The sequence below is a fragment of the Methylovorus mays genome (genome assembly GCF_020531915.1).
GTDB classification, from domain to species: Bacteria; Pseudomonadota; Gammaproteobacteria; order Burkholderiales; family Methylophilaceae; genus Methylovorus; species Methylovorus mays.
Window position 1 is genome coordinate 544584 of sequence record NZ_JAJAVG010000004.1, and the last position, 18568, is coordinate 563151.

The following is an 18568-nucleotide window of genomic DNA, read 5'->3' on the forward strand; positions in this document are numbered from 1 at the left end:
AAAAAGCCCAAGTGGCTGTAACCATTGGGCTTTTTATCTTACGTCATCTTGCTTTACATTGCTTTAGACTACTATACAACCTTAAATGGTGGAGCCGGGGGGAATCGAACCCCCGTCCGCAAGCCCTCCACAGACAGTTCTACATACTTAGCTGTGTTGTTTGATTTAACTTGATACACACCAACGAGCAAGCAAATATCAAGCGAGTTACCTTGGATTTAATGCGTTATTAAGTAACCCAATAGCGCACGATCCTCTCTATATGACGCTGCTGCGGGTTTTACCCCGCCCGACCGAGAGGCTCTTCGGTGCAGCGTTCAGCCGGGATTAAGCGGCTAAAGCGTAAGTTTCGTCGTTTGCGACTATACTTTTTTCTAGTTTATTTACGAGGTGACTAGGCCTCGGTATGCCCTGCACTGCTTTGCAACCCACGTCGAAACCTGGTCGGCCCCTGTTGGTTTTGCATCTGCAACACTATGACAATGGGGATTGTCATTCGGTTTGCAAGAGTGCAATTATACGCGTTAATCGATGAATCCCGCAGCACAAGCTGAATATCGGCTTGGCCTCAAGCCTCGCTTCACTTACCGGAGTACATGAATGCCCTCACTGGATGCCCTGTTTGACCGTTTGCAACAGTCGGCTTTTCGCCGTCAGTTCAAGCTTGGGCTTAAGGAGCAGGCGTATTTGCGTGACAAGGGCTTGCCACTGGTGATGCAGCACGCGGGGGAGATCGTGACGAACCGGTTGGCGGCGGCACTGCCTGCGCGTGATGGCAAGCAAACGCCGTTCCGTGGCCACCCGGTGTTTATTGCGCAGCATGCCACGGCGTGTTGTTGCCGCGGTTGTCTGGCGGAGTGGCATGGCATTGCCCAGGGACGTGCGTTAACGACGGATCAGCAGGCGTATATTGTGCGCGTTTTGGTGCGATGGCTGGAGCAAGCGGCTGGCAATCTGCCGCCAGTAGTAGAGCCGGCCGTTCGCCCGGCGGCAATACCCAAGCCTAGGCGAAACACTGACAAGCATCTCGGACAACTCCCGATACTGTTTCCGGATGAGGCTGAGTAGTATGAATCACGCGACATGACCTCTCTCACTTCATGTCGAAATACTCCGCAAGGGGTTATACCTGGCAGCGGTAACGTTGCCAGGTATTTTTATGCCCGGCGCAAAGAGGCGTGCAACACCAAGCCAGCCAGCAATACCAAGGGCACCACCAGCGCGTAAAACGAGACATAGAGAAACGCATACGCGCCTGTGACCACGCCCGCCATAAAGGCAAAGATGGCGGGGCCGATGATCTTGAGGCGCTTGAGGGCGGTATCGCGATGCGTGACATCACGACTGAGGATATCGACCATATCAATCACGGCCTGGGTGATATTGCCGGTCATGATGGTGGTGGGCACCTGACCCGGGTTGATGAGGCGCGCCTGCGCATTCTGTATGCTCATGGCGGCTACTCCCATCATGCCCGCGAGAATCGCCATGGGGGCATCTGGATCCGTGATCGGCAGCGCAGAAAGGCCGACCACCATGAACAGCAGCAAAAACAGCATTTGCGTGCAAAACAGCAAACGCCAGCATTGCTGACCGCGGCGCTGGTAATACAGCACCACCAGGCGGCACAGCGCCACGCACATCACAAACACAGGGATCGCCAGCAGCTTGGGGATCAGGCCATCGGCATGGGTGGTCAGCAGGCCCCCTATCATCACGATATTGCCCGTCACGTGATTGGTAAACAGCCCAAACAGCGCGACAAACCCCAGTACATCCACAAACCCCGCGACATACGAGAGCAGATTGGACTGGCAGATAATGGCGAACTCATCGCGCGCAATCGGGCTGATTTCGGGCTCTAATGGATGGTCTGGTAGTTTCATGCGTTATCCGGCGGTAAATCTCGTGCGAGGGCAAACAAACGGCGCTATTGCCTGCGATAGTAGCATGCAACTGCCTCTGGCTTATACCGCATGCCTGCCCCGCCCATTTGACTTCCCGTCCCCACAAGCATTAGCTCACTCTTGCGGATTGGTCTTGGTCGATTCGTTCCAGCCGCCCCCTAGCACCTTATACAGCGTCACCTGATTGGTTTGCGCCGTCAGGTTTACGGTGATCAGGGTTTGCTGCGCGGAATACAGCGTCCGCTGGGCATCCAGCACCGCCAGGTAGCTATCAATCCCGCCACGGAAGCGGGCATCGGACAGCTTGTAGCTTTCTTGCGAGGCTTCTACCAGCGATTGCTGGGCTTGCAGCCGCTCGGTCAGGTTCTCGCGGATTGCCAGTGCATCGGCGACTTCATTGAAGGCACTCTGGATGGCTTTTTCATACTGGGCCACGGTAATCTGCTGCGCCACCTCGGCACTCTTGAGTTTTGAGCGGTTACGTCCGGCATCAAATATCGGCAATGTCAGCTGTGGGGCAAATGACCAGACCTTGGAGCCCGAGGCAAACAGCCCGGAAAGCTGGTTGCTGGCGCTACCCAGCGTGGTGGTCAAGGTAATGGTAGGGAAAAACGCCGCCCGTGCTGCGCCAATATTGGCATTGGCTGCTTGCAGGCTGTGTTCGGCCTGCAGAATATCCGGCCTGCGTTGCAAAACTTCCGAGGGAATGCCTGCTGGCAGATCCGCCACACTGGTGACCTGGAGCTGGTCAGGCTGCGATTGCGGCAGCAGATCCTCCGGCACGGGCTGCCCTACCAGCAACACCAGCGCATTCTGGTCCTGCTTCACCTGGCTGCGATAATTGGCAACATCGGCGCGCGCCGTATCCACGCTGATTTGAATCTGGCGTAGCTCCAGCGCGGAATACACACCAATATCAAAGCCCTTTTTGGTGAGATCGTAAGAAGACTGCTGGCTCTGCAGTGTCGCCTGTGCCAGCTGCAGGCGCTGCATGTCGGCGGCCAATGTCAGCCAGGCCGACGCAACTTCAGACACCAGCGAAATATGCGTGCTGCGTCGCGCCTCTTCGGTGGCAAAAAAGCTCTGCAGGGCCTGCTCATTCAGACTGCGTATACGGCCCCAGAAATCCAGCTCATAGGCGCTGAAGCCCACAGTGGCGCGATAGCTCTGCGAGACAGAACCGCTTGAGCTTGATGTCACAGCCCCTGTCGTGGCACTTGTACTGCTGCTACTGCTGGCACTGCCTAGTTGCGCAGTACGGCTGGCAATCACATTCACCGTGGGGAACAAGTCAGCACGCTGCACCTGATACTCCGCCCTCGCCTGCTCGATATTGAGGGCGGCTACGCGCAAATCGCGGTTGTTTTGCAAGGCCAGCTCAACCAGCTGCTGCAAGCGCTTATCCAGCAGAAACTCGCGCCAGCCGATATCCGCCGCTGGCGTGCCTTGGTTCGATGCCTGCGCGGGCCATTGCTCGGCAACCGGCGCTGCCGGACGCTGATAATCCGGCGCCATGCTGGCGCAGCCTGCCAGCATGGCCGCCAGTACCGCCTGGGTAATCAGGGAATACTTCATGATGTCTGCTCCGTCGCTTCCGCCTCGGGTGCTTTATAAGGGAACCAGCCCCTGACCAGCACAAAGAACAGCGGAACAAAAAAGATGCCCAACAAGGTGGCGGTCAGCATGCCGCCCAATACCCCGGTGCCAATCGCCTGGCGGCTGGCGGCACCCGCGCCACTACTAGCGGCCAGCGGCAGCACCCCGAAAATAAAGGCGAGGGATGTCATCAGAATAGGCCGCAGGCGCTGCTGCACTGCTTGCAGGGTGGCCTCCATCAGGCTCAGGCCCTGCTCTTGCAAATGCTTGGCAAATTCCACGATCAGAATGGCATTTTTTGCCGCCAGCCCCACCGTGGTCAGCAAGCCCACCTGGAAGTAAACATCACCAGAAAGTCCGCGCAACGTGGTTGCCAGCAAGGCACCCAAGATACCCAGCGGTACCACCATCATCACCGAGAACGGCACTGCCCAGCTCTCATAGAGCGCAGCCAGACACAAAAACACAAACACTACCGAGACCGCATACAGCATAGGCGCCTGCGCACCCGACAAGCGCTCCTGATAAGACTGCGCTGCCCATTCATAGCCGATGCCGGTCGGCATTTCCTTCATCATGTTTTCCACGCTATTCATCACGTCGCCAGAGCTGGCGCCTGGCGCAGACTCCCCCACCAGTTCAATGGAGGAGATGCCATTGAAGCGCGATAATTGCGGTGCGCCATAGGTCCAGCCGCCCTGCGAAAATGAGCTGAATGGGACCATGTCGTTATTGCTGTTGCGCACATACCATTGCCCAATATTCTCCGGCTGCATGCGGTATGGCGCATCGGCCAGCACATACACGCGCTTGACGCGGCCACGATCAATAAAGTCATTGATATAACTGCCACCCATGGCGAGCGACAGCGTGGAATTGATATTGCTGGTGCTCAGGCTGTAAGCACCAGTTTTCTGGTCGTCTATCTGCACGTTGTACTGCGGGGTGTCGTCGAGGTCGTTGCTGCGCACCCGCGTCATGCGGGTATCCTGTCGCGCCAGCTTGAGAAATTGATCTCGTGCCGCCACCAGCGCCTCATGCCCCAGACCAGCCAGATCTTTCAGCTCTACAGTAAACCCGGCACTGGCACCCAGACCACGCACGCTGGGTGGCTGGGTCACAAAGATCATGGCATCGCGGATCTTGCCCAGCTCGCGTGTTGCCTTGTCGGCGATTTCTGCGGCACTCTGCCCGGGCCCTTTGCGCTCATCCCAATCCTTCAGGCGGATGAAAATACGGCCGGTGTTCTGGCTGTTTCCACTCACCCCCAGGCCGGTGAAAATATTGATCGCCACAATATCTGGCTCCTTGAGCAGGTAGTCCTGCACCTGATCCATCACCTTTTGCAGACGCTGATCGGTAGCGCCGACGGGCAACTGCACCTGCGCCATCAGCACGCCCTGATCCTCGGTAGGGATAAACGAGGTTGGCAAGCGCATGTACAGGGTGACCATCACCGCCACAATCGCGCCGTATACCAGCATGGCAAGTGCTTTACGCTTGAGGATACTCTGCACGCCGCCATGGTAACGGCGCGAACCACGCTCAAAATTGCGGTTAAACCAGCCAAAAAAGCCACCACGGGGGGCATGGTCGCCCGCCTTGAGCACCGTGGCGCATAGCGCAGGCGTAAGGGTAAGCGCCACCAGCACCGACAGCAGCATGGCCGAGACGATGGTAATGGAGAACTGGCGGTAGATCACGCCGGTAGACCCACCAAAAAAGGCCATGGGGATAAACACCGCAGAGAGCACCAGGGCAATGCCGATCAGGGCGCCGGTAATCTCATCCATCGATTTCCGGGTGGCCTCACGCGCCGACAGCCCCTGCTCGCGCATCACCCGCTCCACGTTTTCTACCACCACAATCGCATCGTCCACCAGCAGGCCAATGGCCAGCACCAGGCCAAACATGGTGAGCGTATTGATGGAGTAACCAAAGGCCGCCAGAATCCCAAACGTCCCCAGCAGCACGACCGGCACGGCCACCGCCGGGATAATGGTCGCTCGCCAGCTCTGCAGGAAGATGTACATGATCAGCACCACCAGCAGGATCGCCTCAAACAACGACTTGACCACCTCCCGGATGGAAATGCGGACGAATGGCGTGGTGTCGTAAGTGACCGCCGTCTTGAGCTTGAGGCTGGGCGGGAAATAAGGCTCCAACTCTTTCACTTTCGCCAGCACGGCCTCGGATGTCTTGAGCGCATTGGCCCCAGATGCCAGCTTCACCCCCATACCAGCCGCGGGTTTGCCGTTGTAGCGCCCGGCAATCGCATAGTTATCACTGCCCAGCTCCACTCTGGCAACATCGCCCAGATGCACCACCGCACCGTCGGCCGAAGACTTCACCACGATCCTGCGGAATTGCTCGACGGTCTGCATCTTGCTGCGTGCCGTGATGGTGGCATTGAGCTGCTGTTCCCCCACGGCAGGTAACGTGCCCAGTTGGCCTGCGGAGACTTCGGTATTCTGCGCTTCCACAGCTGCAGTGATATCAGACGGGATCAGCGCGTATTTCTGCAGTTTTTCCGGGTTAAGCCAGATGCGCATGGCATAGCCACTACCCATGGTCTGCACATCACCCACGCCATCTACCCGGCTCACCTGATCCAGCAGGCTGCTGCTGACGTAGTCACCAATATCGGTAGTAGTGACCTTGGGGTCGTCGGAGTAGATCGACATCACCATGAGGAAATCGGTGCCGGTCTTGTTCACCGTCACCCCCAGGCTCTGCACAATCTGGGGCAAGCGCGGCAAGGCCTGCTGCAGCTTGTTCTGCACCTGCATCTGCGCCACATCGGGGTCGGTGCCCGCATCAAAGGTCAGCGAAATGCTGGCGCTACCGGCACTGCTGGTGGAAGACATGTAGGTGAGGTTATCAATGCCCTTCATGTACTGCTCGACAATCTGGGTCACCGAGTCTTCAATGGTTTTGGCCGAGGCGCCGGTATAGGTGGCATTGATGGAAACTCGGGGCGGCGCAATGTCCGGGTATTGCTCCAGTGGCAGGGTCTCAATGGCAGCGAGACCTGCCAGCATGATGACAATGGCAATAACCCAGGCAAAGATAGGGCGGTTGATAAAAAAGCGAGCCATGCTTGCCTCTACTTTCCAGCGGCCACAGCTGGCGCCTGCGTAGTGCTAGTGGCACCTGGGGCAGCCACTTCCACCGCCTTTACCGTATCGCCAACCTTCACTTTTTGCAGGCCTTCCACAATCACTTTTTCACCCGCGCTCAAGCCTTTGCTGATCAGCCATTGATTGCCAATCGCACGCTCGGCAGTCAGAGTACGCAGCTCCACTTTGTTCTCGGCATCCACCACCAGCACAGTACCCTCGCCGCGATTATTGCGGCTCATGGATTGTTGCGGAATCAGGATGGCATGGGTATTCACCGCCTCCTGCAAGATTCCTCGAACATACATGCCCGGCAGCAACAGCCCCTCAGGATTAGGCACCACAGCGCGCAACGTCACCGCGCCCGAACTCTGGTTAACGGTTACCCCCGTCACGCTCAGCACGCCATCGTGGGCATATAGACTGCCGTCTTCCAACACGACTCGCATGCGGGTCGCGTTTTCACCGACCTTTTTGAGCGCGCCACTCGCCAGCTGCCTTTTGAGTTGCAGCAAGGCGCTGCTGGGCTGGGTGATATCGACATAGATGGGATCCAGCTGTTGCACTGTGGTCAGCGCGGTCTCCTGATTTGCCGTGACCAGCGCACCTGGCGTGACAGTGGACGTCTCCACCCGCCCGGCAATCGGCGACACAATACGGGTATAGGCGAGATTGATGCGCGCCGTTTCCAATGCTGCCTTGGCAGATGCCAAATCCGCCTCCCCCTGGCGCAACGAAGCCTGAATATCATCATTATCCTGGCTGCTGACGGCGTTGATCTTCACGAGTTGTGCGTACCGTTCCGCCTTGAGTTTCACGGATGCGAGGCTGGCATCCGTTTTCTGCAGCGCAGCCTCTGCACTGGCATAGGTCGCCTGATAAGGCGCAGGGTCAATCTGGTACAACAAATCTCCCGCCTTCACATTGGCGCCTTCGGTAAAAGCGCGCTTGAGGATAATCCCGCCGACCTGCGGCCTTATCTCCGCCACCATGTGGGCGGCAGTACGGCCTGGCAGCTCCGTTTCCATCGGCTGCGATTGCAGTTGGATGGTCATCACACCGACTTCAGGCGCAGGCTTGTCCTTGGGGGATTTATCGCCAGACTGACAAGCCACAGTTAACACAGAAATAAAAGCAAGCACGGCGATGGATGCCATGTGCTGATGAGAAGTTGTTTTCATTTATTCTCCGCTTTCCCGTTCTTGTGTGTCGGGAAATACGTACAGGATCAATTCAATCATCAAATTCCATACGAAAGGCATGCTGGGCAGGCTCTGCATTCAAACATGGGACGGAAATTCAGCCAAGACTGGCATTCAAGCACGGAAGAAACCGGGCAGCGCACAAGCATAACATTGGCATTATTCAACGTCATGTGCAGATACACATAAAAACAGGACGCAGTCTTTTCACTGCGCCCTGCTTTATCTCGCGCCCAAGGAGCACGCATGCTTGTGGCAACGGCTATCAGGCGACAAGCCCATCATGACGGGCACTACTCCAGCGCTAAGGATAACAGGAGGGGTAGTTAGAGAGATGGGAAGTGGATGCTATTTACCCACGATCTTCCGGTTTTTTAGGCCCACGTTCTGGCCTGTCATTCCACTTCTGCTTTTGCTCTGGCGTCAGCAAGGCGTATATCTGATGCGCCGTATCCGTGCGCAATACAATCAGGTCCGCCTGAATCTTCGCCTGCTCGCTCGCCGCCGCCTGCACCTTGGCAGGGTCATAGGGCTCAGCCTTCGCCAGCGTTTGCAGATTCTTCATGCCATCATGCAAGGCCTGCATCTTCTGCTCACGCACTGCCTTCTGCTTATCCATAATCTGCTTCACCTGCGCCTTCTGATCCGCCGTCAGATCCAGCCCACGCAACCCGCGATGAAATCCATCCTCTGCATCTGGGCCGCCCGCACGTGCATGTTTGCCATGTGGGCCCGCGCACGCCTCATCATCCCCCGCATAACTCAGTGCCGTACCAAATGCCGCAAGTGAACCCACCAGCAACAGGCCTGGCAGAATAATGTGTTTATTGATTTTCATGTTCTCGCTCCTTTAACTCACTCAGTATTAAGTGTTACGCAGAGTAAGACGCCGCGTGGAGCAAAAGGTTAAAGGCGTTTGAATCAAAGTATGTTAACTGGAGTAAATAGTTGTAAAGAATCTCAGACCTCGCGGAGAGTCCGATGGTATGGATATCGATTCGAAATTGGGTGAGTGCATCGAAAAGTCTGACGTTTAAATGCCGTAGTTGGGTGGATTAAGATTTCTGATCACAAAACTTTCCATAAGGGGTCCGCTTGGTGAGCGAGTTAGCATTCGGATTGGATGAGCGTAACTCGCGCGCCTCCGAGATAACTTTTTCACTGCTTTCGACATCCCCAATTTGCTTGAGTGCTTCACTGTACTCGCCTAAAACATCCGCATACCCAATGGGGTCTTGCGCCATTAATTCTTTAGGCGTTGCAGCAACCCCAGACCGATAATAAATGGAGGCTTCTTTAAATAACTTTTGGTCAAAATGCAGTCGAGCCAACTCAAAGTAATCCATGATAACGGCGCCGTTATTTGCCTTATCCAGTTCCAGGGATTTTTCCAAGGCTTTGTTGGCTTCCGGATAGTCACATATCACTCCTGATGCACGACCATATTCATACCACAAAACAGCAATCGCCTGCGGATTTGCACCGCCAAGCTCGGCATTAACCGCAGCTCTACCGCAAGCTTGCCTGGCCTTCCACCACTCTCCCTGATGCTGAAACTCCAGGCACCCTTGAGCATAGCGTTGAGCGGTGTTGAGATTGATTGGATTGGCACATGAAACAAGCATTAACGCAGACATCATGAGCACAGCGGTAGTTTTCATAACAACCCTAACGTTTATCATATGTAGCACCTTCAGGAATTCCACTTAATGAAATACAGGGTTTAAAAACTCATTCAGTGTTCAACCTTCGAAGATGCCGAATATAGAGCGCCTTCCCTGTTTTCATATCTACCAAATTGAGGATAAGGTCGCCAGGCAAAAACTCCGGCTTCTCTTTTGGAAAAGCCTCTGTGACGTAGAGAACATCCCATAATTCCAAGTAATTCTTTACATCACTTCGTGTTACAGAGATCAATGATGGCTGTTGGGTAAGCTTTGCAGCTGCACTGTGCTTCCATGAAATGATGGCTGGGGTGTTTTTCATGGCTTCGCTAAGGCTGGCATTGGATAAATTGCCACATGGCTCACGAAGCTTTTCGATAGTTTTTAAGCTGCCATCATCGTAATAAGCAAACCACTGACACATTGATGGCCAAGGGTCCGGCGTAATCTGATGTGGTTTTCTGTACTCGGCCACTGGTATCAATCGCCAAAAACCTACAATTTCGTCTTTATTCGCGGGGTGATAGGGATATTCCTGCGCGAGTGCCTGGAGTGTTGAGCATAAAAATGAAATAGTTACCAACAGAAGGGTTAATAGTCTCGGCATAACATCCTTGATATAAACGTTTACATGAAATACGCACTTCAGCCCGTCCCGCCTGATGCATAGGTTTATGCACAGCAATAGTATTACGATGAGCCTAATCTAGCTATTGCGCATACAAATCCCAACAAAGCCAAGAACCAACCAAATAGCCAAATCATTATGGCTCCCACTACGGGATTGGCTCTAGGGTGCTGGAGAAAAGCAAGTAATAGATCAAAGGTAATAGTGCGCATTGGATCTTTATTGAATAGTTCACGATAAAGCTCAACCGCATTTCTTATGGCTAACCTGCCTACATATATTAAAACCCCACCCAAGCAACTTACTGCAACAGAACCGTTAAAGGTATCAATCAGAGCCATATATGCCTAATTTTTTGAATTGAAGGACGACTGGAATCTGTGTCACTTGAAATAAGAGGTTAGCCATTATCCTAGTAAGCTCAATCATCCCCCAACGCACTGAGCTGCGAAGTCGCCGGAATCTTGTGAATGCTTAGATCAGCGCCCATATACTCCTCCTCCTGCGTGAGGCGGATACCAACCACCGCCTTGAGCAGGCCATAAACCACCAATCCGCCCGCCAAGGCGATCACCACACCCAGCGCAGTGCCGATCAACTGCGAAACGATGTTGACGCCGCCCATGCCGCCCAGGGCGTGTGATCCGAAGATGCCAGCGGCGATACCACCCCAGGCGCCACACAGGCCATGCAGTGGCCATACGCCGAGGACGTCGTCGATTTTCCAGCGGTTTTGCACCAGGGTGAAGGTCCAGACGAACAACACGCCGGCAACGCCACCGGTGACCAGGGCGCCCAGGGGATGCATGACGTCGGAGCCTGCGCACACGGCGACCAGGCCAGCGAGCGGGCCGTTGTGTACAAAGCCGGGGTCGTTGCGGCCGAGGATGACGGCGGCGATGGTGCCACCAACCAGTGCCATGAGGGAGTTCAGCGCGACCAGGCCGCTGACGGCGTTAAGGGTTTGGGCTGACATCACATTGAAGCCAAACCAGCCGACAGTGAGTATCCATGCACCCAGTGCCAGGAATGGGATATTGGATGGCGGAAATGCATGCAGACGGCCATCTTTGCTGTAGCGGCCATGGCGGGCGCCTAGCATGATGACGGCGCCGAGGGCGATCCAGCCGCCCATGGCGTGGACCACGACTGATCCGGCAAAGTCATGGAAGGCAAAGCCGAATTGCTGGGTGAGCCAGGCCTGAATACCGTAATGGCCGTTCCAGGCGATGCCTTCAAAGAAGGGATACACCAGCCCGACCAGGGCAAAGGTGGCGGCGATTTGCGGATTGAATTTGGCACGCTCGGCAATGCCGCCGGAGATGATGGCGGGAATAGCCGCAGCGAAAGTGAGCAGGAAGAAAAACTTGACCAGCTCATAACCATTTTTGGCGGACAGCACATCGGCGCCGTGCATGAAATCCACGCCATAGGCAATGCCATAGCCGATGAAAAAATAGGCAATGGTGGATACTGAAAAATCCACCATGATCTTGACCAGCGCATTCACCTGGTTTTTGCTGCGCACCGTGCCCACTTCCAGAAAGGCAAACCCGGCATGCATGGCGAGCACCATAATCGCCCCGAGCAATATAAAAACTACATCATTTGCTGACTGCACTGTCTCCATTACTTACTCTCCTGTGAAATTTTTGTTTGGCTCAGAAGAGCAAAATTCAAGCCAATACAGCAAGTTATTGTTTATTCAGGATTTCAGTTTTGGGACATTTTTAATTTTGCACGATTAAAGTGCATTTATAAGTGCATTGCACGTTTACTGTGCATTAAGAGGATTTAAGCTTAAGAATATGGCTTCCGGCCGCGATATCGCGCCTGAAAATGGAGCATCAACACTTTGCCTCATACCAATGCTGACTGCGATTCACCAGTTGCACGATGAGCAGCATGACGGGCACCTCGATCAGCACACCGACCACGGTGGCCAGTGCCGCGCCGGAATGAAAGCCGAACAGACTGATGGCGGTGGCCACGGCCAGCTCGAAAAAATTGCTGGCCCCAATAAGAGAAGAAGGGCCGGCAATCGCATGCGACTCGCCCACCTGACGATTCATCCAGTACGCCAAGCCAAAATTGAAGAAGACCTGCACCAGAATCGGCACCGCGAGCAGCAGGATCACCAGCGGCTGCGCCATGATCGCCTGCCCCTGAAAGGCAAACAGCAGCACCAGCATGAGCAGCAAGGACAGCATGGACCATGGCCCGGTTTTCTCCAGCACGGCATTGAGCCGGGGCGTGCCTTGTTGCAGCAGGTATTTGCGCCAGCCCTGGGCGATGATCACGGGGATCACGATGTAAAACAGCACCGACACCATCAGGGTCGTCCATGGCACATGGATGGACGATAACCCCAGCAACAGCGCCACAATAGGCGCAAAGGCAATCACCATGATGCTGTCATTGAGCGCCACCTGCGAGAGCGTAAACAGCGGATTGCCATTCACCAGTCGGCTCCAGACAAACACCATGGCGGTACAGGGTGCAGCGGCCAGCAGAATCAGCCCGGCGACATAACTATCCAGCTGCTCTGCCGGTAAACACGAGGCAAACACCTGATGGATGAACAGCCAGGCCAGAAACGCCATGGAAAAAGGCTTGATCGCCCAGTTGATGAAGAGCGTGACGGAGATGCCTTTCCAGTGCGATTTCACTTCGTTTAAGGACCGAAAATCCACTTTCATGAGCATGGGAATGATCATGACCCAGATCAGCAGGCCCACCAGCAGATTGATTCCCGCCCACTCCAGGCCAGCAACGGCTTCAAACCACGCGGGCAGCCATTGCCCCAGCATGACGCCGACCACAATGCACAAGGCCACCCATAACGAGAGATAGCGCTCGAATATATTCACGAGGTCTGCTCCTGTTGTTTTTGCCCTATCGCTTGCATGTGGTGCCGAATGGCATCGGGGGTAAGCTGGCTCAGGGGCAACGCCACCAGTTGAGCAACGCAGCTTTCTATCTGCTGAAAAATGCGCTTAAACGCGGCCCGCTTTTCAACATCCGTGCCCTGCACGGCCGCCGGATCTTCGAATCCCCAGTGCGCGGCGATGGGCTGCCCGGGCCATACCGGGCAAAACTCGCCTGCGGCGTTGTCGCACACCGTGATGATGAAGTCCATTTGCGGCGCATCCGCCCGGGCAAACTCATCCCAGCTCTTGCTGCGCAAGGCGCTGGTGTCATAGCCTATCGCCGCCACCTGCTCAACGGCATACGGATTCACCTTGCCATTGGGATGGCTGCCTGCGCTGTACGCCTTGAAACGCCCCTGCCCCAGTATATTGAACAAGGCTTCCGCCATGATGCTGCGGGCGGAGTTTCCCGTGCATAAAATCAATACCTTAACCATGTTTTCACTCATGTTCGTGCCGTCCAGATAATCAGCAACAGCCGGGTTTGGCGTCTGCAGGTTTCGTTGCTTTGCCTATCATGGTGATCGGCACACAGCATTCGCCCTGCGTGGCAGGTTCCGCCGCTGGCGCGCCAAATACGGGGATAGCTTCCAACGTATGGTAGGTTTCCCAGGGCACGCCCTGGGGATCCGTCACCCAGTATTTGTCTGACTTGGCATAACAACAGGCCGCGCCCAGCTCAGGCTTGATCTGCGCTGCTGTTTGCTGCTCTATCGCCTGCAGGCGCGTGTGCATCTCCGCCAGCTCGCCTTCGTTTTCGACTTGTATGCCCAGGTGATTCAGGCCAGCAGGCGCGTTGCGCATGGAGATAGCAAAGTTGATGCGAGGATCATCCAGCATCCACTTGGCATAATCGGGCTTGAGCACCGCGGGGGCCACATTGAACAGCGCCGAGTAAAACTGGACATTGGCATCAAGGTCGTCCACCGCGATATGGATATGCATGCGTTTCATGGTTGAGCTCCTTTGCTTGAGCAATCGAGGGAGATGCAGGCGGTTCCGCCGCAACAGTTTTCAGTGAGGAATGCCAAGAGATCATTCATGCGATCAAAGTTAGCGGAGTAAATGACAAAACGCCCTTCTGTCTTGGCGCTCACCAGCTCGGCATGCGCCAGCTCCTTGAGATGGAAAGACAACGATGAAGGCGGGATAGAAGCCAGCTCGCTGATCTTGCCAGCCGCCAGCCCCTGCGGCCCGGCCTGAACCAGTAGACGAAATATCCCCAGGCGCGATTCCTGGGCCAATGCGGCGAGTGCTTTGACTGCTGAGGTAGTTTCCATATTTCAATAATAGTCGAAATATGGAAATGGTCAACCCTTACTTTTTATATGCTGAATCCGATATGGTGAGCCTGAGTCATCAAACTTGCACTTGCCGCCACACGCCATGCAGCCGCGCACCAATACATCAAAAAATTCAATAATAAGAAGCGGAGTGCAGGCAAGGAGCCAACGCGCTAGATTGGTACTCCCCAGATTCATTGAGCGTAAAATCATGTGCAGTTCCCTAACAAGTGCGCCCTACCTCATGCCCTTGATTGATCCCCGTTGGCAACAGATTCAGCAACGCGACCCGGCGGCCGAAGGCCGCTTTTTGTATGGCGTACGGACCACAGGCATCTATTGCCGCCCGACCTGTGGCGCGCGTACGCCCAAGCCGGAGAATGTGCAGTATTTCAGCTCGGCGGCGGAGGCCGAGCTGGCGGGGTTTCGCGCATGCAAACGCTGCAAGCCAGGCCTGACAAAGGCAGATGCGCAAGCACCTCATGTTGAAAGCATTGCCCAAGCCTGCCGCCATATTCAACATGCCGAGCATGTACCCAGCCTGCAGGCGTTGGCGGAGACCGCCGGGCTCAGCGTTTCCCACTTTCATCGCCTGTTCAAGGCAGCTACAGGCTTGACTCCCAGGGCCTATGCCATGGCACACCGTAGTCAGCGGTTACGCGAACATCTGCAAGCCAGCCAGAGCGTGACTGACGCCATGCTGGAGGCTGGCTTTAACAGCAGCGGCCGCTTTTATGCGCAATCTGATCACCTGCTGGGCATGACGCCTACGCGCTACCAGCAAGGCGGGCGCGGCATGCTGATACGCGCAGGAATAGCGCCATGCAGTCTGGGCATGTTGCTGGTCGCCGCCAGCGAGCGTGGTGTGTGTGCCATTGCCATGGGCGATAATGCCGCCACGCTGCTGCACGAATTACATGCCCGATTCCCTCATGCCAATGTCGTGGAACAAGATGCTACGCTGGAACAGCAGCTGGCATCGGTATTGCGCTTTATCGAGACGCCTGCGCTTGGCCTGGATTTACCGCTGGATATTCAGGGCACGGCATTTCAGCAGCGAGTGTGGCAAGCATTGCGGAACATTCCTCGTGGCAGCACCATCAGTTACCGCCAGCTCGCCGAGCGCATAGGCGCGCCCAAGGCCATCCGGGCCGTGGCAAGCGCCTGTGCAGCCAATATGCTGGCAATGGCGATTCCATGTCACCGGGTGGTGGGCAGCGATGGGCGTTTAACCGGCTATCGATGGGGAATTGCACGCAAGCAGGAATTATTGAAGCGCGAAGCCAGTCAATGAAGAGATAACCGTGTCACATGCCTGTCGACTTCGCGGGTATACACTGGAGTCCTCATTCTTAAATACAGTGCCATGGCTGCCAGCGCCATGACCTTATCATCGGAGTCTCTTAGCCATGTTTGAATCAGCCGAAATCGGCCACAAGATAGAACGCGAGGAATATAAAAAACGTCTGCCCGTTCTGCGCGAGGCCTTGCTCGATGCGCAATACGATCTGCTACAGACGAGCAAATTTCCGGTGATCGTGCTGATCGGGGGCGTCAATGGCGCTGGCAAAGGAGATACCGCCAACATCCTGAATGAATGGTTTGACCCGCGGCATATCAACACCGTTGCCTTTGGCCCGGCGACCAGTGAAGAAGGCCAGCGCCCGCCCATGTGGCGTTTCTGGCAATCGCTGCCGCCCAAAGGGGAAATCGGCATTCTGTTTGGCTCCTGGTACACCGACCCCATCAGCGACAAATCGCTTAGCAAGATCAAGAAAAATACGCTGGATAAAGCGATTGAAGACATCGTGCGGCTGGAACGCATGCTGACTGATGAAGGCACCCTGCTGATCAAGCTATGGTTTCACTTGAGCAAGGATCAACAGAAAACCCGCATCAAAAGCCTGCAGAAAGATCCCGCCACGCGCTGGCGCGTTACCGACCAGGACATGGCCGAGCTGAAACTCTACGACAAGATCAAGAATGTGAGCGGCCATGTCATCCGCGAAACCAGCACCGCGTTTGCGCCATGGGTAATCGTGGAAGGCTATGACGCCAATTACCGCAACCTGACGGCGGGCCAGGTGATACTGGAAGCCATACGCAACCGGCTGGATAACAAGCCGCGTCCACCCAGCGCACTGGCTGCGCCCTTCATGCCACCCCTGGATCAACTGCGGGTGGTGGACACCCTGAATCTGGATCAGTCGCTGGGCAAGGAAGAGTACAGCCTGCAACTGGAAAAAACCCAGGGCAAACTGAACCAGCTGACGCGTCATCCTGCCTTCAGGAAAATCTCGGTCGTGGTTGTGTTTGAGGGCGTGGATGCCGCGGGCAAAGGCGGCAGCATACGACGCATTACGCAGGCGCTGGACGCCCGCAGCTACAACGTAGTGTCGATTGCCGCCCCCACGGAAGAAGAACGCCAGCATCCCTACCTGTGGCGTTTCTGGCGGCATCTGCCCCGCCGTGGCCGCATTACCATTTTTGATCGCAGCTGGTATGGACGGGTATTGGTGGAACGTGTGGAAGGCTTGTGTGCCGACGCCGACTGGCAACGCGCCTATGCCGAGATCAATGACTTTGAAGAGCAGATTGCCGACCATAAAACGCTGGTAGTGAAATTCTGGCTGCAAATCAGCCCGGAGGAACAGCTGGCGCGGTTTGAAGCACGCGAAAAAACCGCCTTCAAGCGCTTCAAGATCACCGAAGAAGACTGGCGCAACCGCAGCAAATGGGATGCCTACCAGGATGCTGTGTGCGACATGATAGACCGCACCAGCACCGGTCAGTCACCCTGGACGCTGATTGAAGCGAATGACAAATACTTTGCGCGCATCAAGATACTGAAAACGCTATGCACGCGACTGGAAGAAGCCCTGGAAGAGCAGGAAAAGACGAACGGCAACAAGAAGTAAACGCGGAATCTGGCGATACCGGCCATTATTTACTGGCCAGTATCGTCTGCAGGCAAGGGCTAACCCAGCACAATGTGGTTAAGTGCGTCGGGATCGCCTATCCAGAAGTAATAAAACTCCCGCACCACCACCAGAAACAGACGCCGGGTTTCTTTCATGTCAAACAGGGGCAAGGTGTTGTCCACCGCCAGACGATACAGCTTGGCATCCTGCGTGGGTGCATCGCGCAGCCTCACCAGCAGCAACTTCACCAGTTTGATGCGGGTTTCCACCACGTCCAGTTCGGCGCCTTCCTGACGCAGCGCATGGCGGTAGGCTTTCAGTGGCCAGTTTTCAGCAGTGCTGAACTGGGTTTGATCGAGGCTATCCCACAAGGCTTGCAGGCTCTGTGCCAGCGGCTGCCAGGAAATGGAAGGCGGGGTAAAACCGGCATCGGCGTTCATGGCAGCCACCGCCTTGATATCCTGGATCCAGAAAGGGAAGTATTCGCGTGCCACCGCCAGCAGCACAGGCCACTCGGCCCGCGGCAGCTGCTCCAGATGCTTTTCAACGACATCGCGATAAACACTGCTATCGGCTGGCTGGTTCGCCAGATCTACTGCCAGCGCCTGTAAAAACCGTTCGCGATGCTGCAGGGTAGCGGCATCCACACCTTTGGCTTTCAATAAATTGAGGTAGGCCTGACGGGCCTCTTGCTCACGACTATTGCTCATACATGCACTTGACAATGGAAAGCCTGAATTCTGACGAATCACTATAACTGATAAGCGCTGCAGAATGAAAGTGTATGCACGTGAGCCACACATCCACACGCTTAGTCACGACGGCTCTTTAAAAGCGGGCTGTCAGCCCCACCTCTAATTTGCTTTTCAGGGCATGGTCTCCGTGCAAAAATGGGCAAGGCCGCCATGGACATGCATATCACCATGTTCCTGATGGGCATTAAACCTTGTTCACTATAAAAATAGTCAACTTAAAAAGTAACCAACCTAAAAGTCCTGACCGTGGAAATTTTATTGATCGTTATTCTGTTCGCCAGCGCCTGGTTCTGGCTGGACAGCATTGGCAGCCGCGAGGCCGCCATCCAGCATGGCAGCGCCCTGGTGGCGCGCACCAACCTGCAACTGCTGGATGAGACCGTGGCGTGCACACGCATACGCGTTGGCCGCAACAGTCGCGGCCGTGTGCAATTGCTGCGCACCTATGAGTTTGATGTCAGCGCCCATGGCAGCGACCGCATGGCCTGCCAGCTGCAGATGCTGGGGCGCCAGTTGCATGCCTGGCATATTCCGCCCTATCTGCAGGCCGTGCATTAGGTCTC

General features: G+C 55.5%; 17 protein-coding genes and 1 other RNA gene. 4 read left to right on the forward strand and 14 right to left on the reverse strand.

Annotated features, from left to right (window positions below; all coding sequences use genetic code 11):
* Positions 1–86 precede the first annotated feature (86 nt).
* Positions 87–452, reverse strand: a transfer-messenger RNA (tmRNA) gene (gene ssrA, locus LG203_RS04865).
* 148 nt (positions 453–600) lie between these two features.
* Here ssrA and LG203_RS04870 point away from each other — a divergent pair.
* Positions 601–1068, forward strand: a complete 468-nt coding sequence (locus LG203_RS04870) for a DUF4186 domain-containing protein (RefSeq protein WP_230344741.1) — start codon at positions 601–603, stop codon at positions 1066–1068.
* An 89-nt stretch (positions 1069–1157) separates the two neighbouring features.
* On the opposite strand, the gene LG203_RS04875 is transcribed toward LG203_RS04870, so the two are convergent.
* From LG203_RS04875 to LG203_RS04930, 12 genes are all read right to left on the reverse strand, one after another.
* Positions 1158–1886: a YoaK family protein gene (locus LG203_RS04875; protein WP_230344742.1), complete on the reverse strand. Its 729-nt coding sequence runs from the start codon at positions 1884–1886 to the stop codon at positions 1158–1160.
* A 135-nt stretch (positions 1887–2021) separates the two neighbouring features.
* Positions 2022–3482 carry an AdeC/AdeK/OprM family multidrug efflux complex outer membrane factor gene (gene adeC / locus LG203_RS04880; RefSeq protein ID WP_230344743.1) on the reverse strand — a complete coding sequence of 487 codons (1461 nt, stop codon included), beginning with the start codon at positions 3480–3482 and terminating at the stop codon, positions 2022–2024.
* Positions 3479–6601: an efflux RND transporter permease subunit gene (locus LG203_RS04885; RefSeq protein ID WP_230344744.1), complete on the reverse strand. Its 3123-nt coding sequence runs from the start codon at positions 6599–6601 to the stop codon at positions 3479–3481. Before LG203_RS04885 ends, adeC begins: the two co-directional genes overlap by 4 nt.
* An 8-nt stretch (positions 6602–6609) precedes the next feature.
* Positions 6610–7803, reverse strand: coding sequence for an efflux RND transporter periplasmic adaptor subunit (locus LG203_RS04890; protein ID WP_230344745.1), 1194 nt, complete (start codon positions 7801–7803; stop codon positions 6610–6612).
* 373 nt (positions 7804–8176) lie between these two features.
* Positions 8177–8662 (reverse strand): Spy/CpxP family protein refolding chaperone, encoded by a 486-nt coding sequence (locus LG203_RS04895; RefSeq protein WP_230344746.1) that lies wholly within the window; start codon positions 8660–8662, stop codon positions 8177–8179.
* 217 nt (positions 8663–8879) lie between these two features.
* Positions 8880–9485, reverse strand: coding sequence for a tetratricopeptide repeat protein (locus LG203_RS04900; RefSeq protein WP_230344747.1), 606 nt, complete (start codon positions 9483–9485; stop codon positions 8880–8882).
* A gap of 70 nt (positions 9486–9555) precedes the next feature.
* Positions 9556–10095 (reverse strand): hypothetical protein, encoded by a 540-nt coding sequence (locus tag LG203_RS04905; protein ID WP_230344748.1) that lies wholly within the window; start codon positions 10093–10095, stop codon positions 9556–9558.
* A gap of 442 nt (positions 10096–10537) precedes the next feature.
* Positions 10538–11746, reverse strand: coding sequence for an ammonium transporter (locus tag LG203_RS04910; RefSeq protein WP_230344749.1), 1209 nt, complete (start codon positions 11744–11746; stop codon positions 10538–10540).
* A 217-nt stretch (positions 11747–11963) separates the two neighbouring features.
* Entirely contained in the window at positions 11964–12986 is a 1023-nt protein-coding gene (arsB, locus tag LG203_RS04915) for an ACR3 family arsenite efflux transporter (protein ID WP_328486512.1), read from the reverse strand.
* On the reverse strand, positions 12983–13495 hold the full coding sequence (locus tag LG203_RS04920) for an arsenate reductase ArsC (RefSeq protein ID WP_230344750.1): 513 nt from the start codon (positions 13493–13495) through the stop codon (positions 12983–12985). Before LG203_RS04920 ends, arsB begins: the two co-directional genes overlap by 4 nt.
* 19 nt (positions 13496–13514) lie before the next feature.
* The gene (locus LG203_RS04925; RefSeq protein WP_230344751.1) at positions 13515–14000 is read right to left on the reverse strand and encodes an ArsI/CadI family heavy metal resistance metalloenzyme; all 486 of its coding nucleotides are present in this window, start codon (positions 13998–14000) and stop codon (positions 13515–13517) included.
* Positions 13997–14326, reverse strand: coding sequence for an ArsR/SmtB family transcription factor (locus LG203_RS04930; protein ID WP_230344752.1), 330 nt, complete (start codon positions 14324–14326; stop codon positions 13997–13999). The genes LG203_RS04925 and LG203_RS04930 overlap by 4 nt, the downstream gene beginning before the upstream one ends.
* A gap of 214 nt (positions 14327–14540) precedes the next feature.
* Here LG203_RS04930 and ada point away from each other — a divergent pair, with 214 nt between their 5' ends.
* On the forward strand, positions 14541–15623 hold the full coding sequence (gene ada, locus LG203_RS04935) for a bifunctional DNA-binding transcriptional regulator/O6-methylguanine-DNA methyltransferase Ada (RefSeq protein WP_230344753.1): 1083 nt from the start codon (positions 14541–14543) through the stop codon (positions 15621–15623).
* Positions 15624–15738: 115 nt separating this feature from the next.
* Complete coding sequence (gene pap, locus LG203_RS04940; RefSeq protein WP_230344754.1) at positions 15739–17247, forward strand: polyphosphate:AMP phosphotransferase; 1509 nt, start codon at positions 15739–15741, stop codon at positions 17245–17247.
* Positions 17248–17306: 59 nt separating this feature from the next.
* On the opposite strand, the gene LG203_RS04945 is transcribed toward pap, so the two are convergent.
* Positions 17307–17960, reverse strand: a complete 654-nt coding sequence (locus tag LG203_RS04945; RefSeq protein ID WP_230344755.1) for a hypothetical protein — start codon at positions 17958–17960, stop codon at positions 17307–17309.
* 291 nt (positions 17961–18251) lie between these two features.
* Here LG203_RS04945 and LG203_RS04950 point away from each other — a divergent pair, with 291 nt between their 5' ends.
* On the forward strand, positions 18252–18563 hold the full coding sequence (locus LG203_RS04950; protein ID WP_230344756.1) for a DUF3301 domain-containing protein: 312 nt from the start codon (positions 18252–18254) through the stop codon (positions 18561–18563).
* The last annotated feature ends 5 nt before the right edge of the window (positions 18564–18568 follow it).